The organism is Oceanispirochaeta sp., from assembly GCF_027859075.1.
Taxonomy (GTDB): Bacteria; Spirochaetota; Spirochaetia; order DSM-2461; family DSM-2461; genus Oceanispirochaeta.
On record NZ_JAQIBL010000142.1, the window covers coordinates 1 to 2,990 of the forward strand.

Consider the following 2,990-nt stretch of genomic DNA (forward strand, 5'->3'; position numbering starts at 1 on the left):
TGACTCTGGGTCAGGAGTTCTCCGCCTTTGCCGCGCAGACAGCTCAGGGACGCAGAAATCTGGAAAATCAGAGGGACCTTTTGTGTGAACTTCCTCTGGGGGGAACCGCCATCGGCACCGTGCTGAATGCCCATCCGGGATTCGCTCCCGCCGCCATTGAGGGCATTGCCGAAGAAACAGGCATCTCCTTCAGGACTATGGATAATAAATTCCAGGGCATATCCTTTAGAAGCAGTCAGGTGGATCTGATGGGGGTCATCAATTCCATCGCCTGTGATTTTATGAAGATTGCCAATGACCTCCGCCTTCTGACCAGCGGTCCCCGATCAGGCCTGGGTGAGATCATTCTCCCCACACTCCAGCCGGGAAGCTCCATCATGCCGGGAAAAGTCAATCCGGTCATACCCGAGATGGTCATTCAGGTTTCTGCATTTCTCCAGGGAAAGGCCCTTTCTGTGAGTATTGCCAACCAGCACGGCCCTCTGCAGCTCAATATGATGATGCCTTTGGTCTCCCACGAAACGCTGACTGCTTTGAATCTTCTGGCAGAGACCACCAGAGTCTTTGCTGTGAACTGCATTGACGGAATCAGGGCAGACGAAGAGAACTGTCTTCACGCCATAGAAGGTTCCCTGGCCATGATCACTCCCGTTGCCCTGACCATCGGCTATGATCAGGCGGCGCAGCTGGCCTATAAGGCCTACAAGGAAAAAAGGACTGTCCGTGAGGTTCTCTATGAATCAGGGCTTCTGGAGAAAGGGAAAATCGATCGGCTTCTGGACCCGTCGTCAATGACCGGGGAGTGACAGGAGAGTGATACAAGAGAGTCCTGTTTCCAGGGCCCTTTCTATTTTCTACAAAGGATCAGACTGTACTTGCTGTTCTGTTTCAGGATATTCACTCTTTGGAACTTGTCTTTCAGGAAATTACTGTACCCCAATGTTCTGTTCACAACGAGAGCGAAATACCCGCCCTCTCTCAGGACTGCTGCAGATTCCCTGATGAAGGCGATTCCAGTTTCCATTGAAATAGTATGTCCTCTGTGAAAAGGGGGGTTGCAGATCACCAGATCCGCGCTCCCTTCAGGGATTCCTCTGAGTATTCGGGTCTGAATGACTTCTGTCTGTTCCTCCCGTCCCAATGATCGTGCATTGTACCGTGTACTCTCAATGGCCGGAGCACTGTCATCCGTGGCAATCAGCCGGGCTTCAGGCCAGCGCTGCAGGGCTTCCAGTCCCAGAACTCCCGAACCGCAGCCCGGGTCCACGATCAGATTCGGAACCGGCAGATCAGGCATGTTCTCCAGTAAGAATCGACTTCCCGGGTCTACTTTACTCATGGAAAAGACTCCCGGATAAGATCGGTATTCACGCCCTTCAAAGTCGAAGGAAGCGGGTGGTAGGATTCTGTCTTGTGTCTGCCCTTTGTCGGAAAGGGCCAAATCAAGGGAGGCCGGTTTCAGGAGCCCCCTGTAATACCGGGCCTTTTTTTCAATCCTGGAATAGGAACAATCCTGCAGTTCTTCACTAAAGCAGCTGTAATAGCTGTCCGGAAGATAGCGGCTCATCCCGGCAGCCATAATCACAGAATCTCTTTGAATGCGGGATTTCAGCTTTTCCAGCTGAAAGCGGAAATGATCCAATGATTTTGGAATCTTTATAACAACCATGTCTGGATCTCTGGGAAAACTGTCAAATACGGAGGCAGCAGGAATGGCCTTCATTCCATGGACAGACAGGTTTTCGGCCGTATCTTCCAGTTCCATGAGAGAATCATTGATATGACAGATCGTCTGATCCGCCAAAGGAAGCGACAGGGCTCCGCAGCGGTCATTGACTATAAGAATTTTGTGAGGGAGTTCAAACTCTTTTGATATCAGATTCAGCAGGTATTCATCGGCAGCGTCATAGGGACGAAGCGATTTGTCCTGGGACTCATATTTCAGTGTAAAAGTTCCAAAAGCAGTGGCATAGGAGTAATTCATGTTTCCCATTATAGTCCGGCTTGTCCTCTTCTGTTAAGGACTCATTCGATCCTTTGATGGCAGCCCTGGATGAGTCCTCAGAACTCCTCAAAATCACTGATATCAGTCTCTTCATCCCTGGGTGAATCTATAAAACCAGGTGTCAGGCTTGAATCTTCACCCATAAAGACTCGGGAATCCGTTTCGGGTGCTTGAATCATGGCAGCCTTGACAGGAGGGTCCGGGATTGTCTTCTTTACCGAGGGACTGGCTGGTTTCAGCACTGTGGTCTGTGAGGGTGTCCCTGTTTTATCCAGTTTAAAGAATCGTATCTCATTGTTCAGTATCCGGGCCTGAGCGGCCAGTTCTTCCGAGGTGGCGGCAATCTCTTCTGAAGAGGAGGCATTTTTCTGAGTCACATTGTCAAGCTGGTTCAGAGCCGTATTGACCTGTCCCATGCCGCTGCTCTGCTCCAGACTGGCCGCGGATATTTCTTCCACAAGATCAGTCGTTTTTTTCACCTCTTCTACCAGGGATTCAATCATACTGCCCGCTTTGATGGCAATATCCAGGGAATCTCTGGAAAGTTCCGTGATGGATACGGCCGAGTTCTGACTGATTTCGGCCAGTTTTCGTACTTCCGAGGCTACCACAGCAAAACCCTTACCGGCTTCTCCTGCCCGGGCAGCTTCAATCGCCGCATTCAAAGCCAGCATATTGGTTTGTCTGGCAATGTCGCTGACAATACTGATTTTTTGTGAAATTTCTTTCATGGCTTCAACCGTGTGGAATACGGCTTCACCGCTTTCCTGAGCCTTGGTGGATACATCTTCGGCGATGACCCTGGCTCTCTGAGCATTATCGCTGTTCTGATCAATGCTTGATCCCATCTGCTCCATTGAGGCTGAGACTTCTTCTGCCGAAGAGGCCTGCTCTGTCGCCCCCACAGAGAGCTGCTGGGCACTTCTGGAGAGTTGGAGACTGCCGGTCGCCACATTGGCAGATGAATCATTCACAGCCGTCATGA

At 50.8% G+C, this 2,990-nt stretch carries 3 protein-coding genes; 1 reads left to right on the plus strand and 2 read right to left on the minus strand.

All coding sequences use genetic code 11. The annotated features are described in order from the left end of the window. Positions 1-806: lyase family protein (locus PF479_RS08160; protein ID WP_298004713.1), on the plus strand; the 806-nt coding region annotated here is incomplete at its 5' end. 41 nt (positions 807-847) lie between these two features. Here the strand turns inward: PF479_RS08160 and PF479_RS08165 are convergent. Next, positions 848-1,993, minus strand: coding sequence for a methyltransferase (locus tag PF479_RS08165; RefSeq protein WP_298004716.1), 1,146 nt, complete (start codon positions 1,991-1,993; stop codon positions 848-850). Positions 1,994-2,061: 68 nt separating this feature from the next. Continuing rightward, the coding region (locus PF479_RS08170) for a methyl-accepting chemotaxis protein (RefSeq protein WP_298004719.1) at positions 2,062-2,990 on the minus strand (929 nt) is incomplete at its 5' end.

What these genes read in the sequence shown, in the direction of transcription:
- PF479_RS08165 (WP_298004716.1), bottom strand. Translation starts at nt 1,993, where the DNA reads ATGGGAAACATGAATTACTCCTATGCCACTGCTTTTGGAACTTTTACA.